The organism is Mameliella sp. AT18, assembly GCF_028807275.1.
Lineage (GTDB): Bacteria > Pseudomonadota > Alphaproteobacteria > Rhodobacterales > Rhodobacteraceae > Antarctobacter > Antarctobacter albus.
Genome location: NZ_JARAMO010000102.1, coordinates 1 through 1,454, shown reverse-complemented (window position 1 = coordinate 1,454; position 1,454 = coordinate 1). Strand labels below are relative to the sequence as shown.

Here is a 1,454-nt window from a genome sequence, read left to right as displayed (position 1 = left end):
GTTGGTTCAAATCCAGCTCCCGCTACCAAGTTTCTAAAAAGAGGCTCACAACAAGGTGGGCCTTTTTGCACAGTGGATATTAATTTTCTGTGCAATAATTGGGGCGATTACGCCCTTTTTTATTGGCTATCGTGTAGTGTCGGTGTGAGCCGGATACGGTGAAAATCAAAGTGTCATGTTCCACTACTACTATAGTTTGTATTGGCTTGTAGTGGTCTGTTTCGGCCATTGAATCGCACAAAAATGACGAGAGTAAATGAAGCTATCAAATAAAACTCAAGCACTCCAAGACTTAATTGCTCCTGCAGTGCAAGCCTGTGGTGTTGATCTTTGGGGGATTGAATTTCTTCCTCAAGGAAAACGTTCTTTATTACGCATTTATATCGACAAAGCGGTCGACGAAAATGCAGAGCCCATCATCAATGAAGATGGTGAAGAAGAGCAGGGCCGTGGCATCGGCGTACAAGACTGTGTACGCGTGACTCAGCAAGTTGGCGCAATGATGGATGTCCATGATCCAATTTCAGGTGAATATGCACTTGAAGTGTCATCTCCGGGTTGGGATCGTCCATTTTTCCAACTTGAACAATTCCCTGCATATATTGGTCAACAGATCGCTTTCCGTTTGATCAGTGCGGTCGATAACCGTCGTAAATTCCAAGCTAAATTGGTTGCTGTAGATGTTGAAGCTGAAATGATTCAAGTCGAAGTGGAAAAGCAACAGGTGCTTGAAATCGATAGTAATAATATTGATAAAGCCAATTTGGTCTATCAAGATTAATTCATTTAATAAATAAGAATCTGAACGAATAGGTGGCTTATGGCACGTGAAATTCTTACCGTAGTTGAAACGGTTAGTAATGAAAAAGGTGTACCTCGTGAAGCGATTTTCGAAGCCTTAGAACAAGCGCTTGTTGCAGCGACTAAAAAGAAATTTTACGAAGGAACAAACTCTGAAGAAGCTCAGCTTCGTGTAGAGATTGATCGTAAAACGGGCGAATACAGCACTTTCCGTCAATGGGAAGTGGTTGCGGATGAAGATCATGAAATGCCAGCATGTCAAGATGCGATTTCTGATGTTGATCCTGCACAATGGTCGATTGGTGATATTCGTGAGCTTGAAGTGCCTTCAATTGACTTCGGTCGTATTGCGGCGCAAATTGCAAAACAAGTGATTGTTCAAAAGATTCGCGAAGCTGAACGTGCGCTGATTGCAGATGCCTACGAGTCTAAAGTGGGTGAGTTGATCTACGGTGAAGTGAAAAAGCAAACTAAAGATGGCTTTATCATTGACTTAGGTGACAATGCTGAAGCGTATCTTGCACGTGAAGAAATGATTGCAAAAGAAATTTTGCGTCCGAAGCAACGTGTAAATGCGATTTTGTTTAATGTGAACCGTGAAGGCCGTGGTGCACAACTACAATTGTCACGTGCCAAGCCTGAAATGCTCATCG

General features: G+C 42.6%; 2 protein-coding genes. Both read left to right on the top strand.

Translation table 11 applies throughout. The features are described 5' to 3' along the window. Positions 1–256: 256 nt before the first annotated feature. Entirely contained in the window at positions 257–781 is a 525-nt protein-coding gene (gene rimP, locus PVW46_RS13290; protein ID WP_058868797.1) for a ribosome maturation factor RimP, read from the top strand. 39 nt (positions 782–820) lie between these two features. After that, positions 821–1,454, top strand: a 634-nt coding sequence (locus tag PVW46_RS13285; protein WP_274576152.1) for a NusA N-terminal domain-containing protein, incomplete at its 3' end; no start/stop codon positions are given.

What these genes read in the sequence shown, in the direction of transcription:
- rimP (WP_058868797.1), top strand. Translation starts at nt 257, where the DNA reads ATGAAGCTATCAAATAAAACTCAAGCACTCCAAGACTTAATTGCTCCT.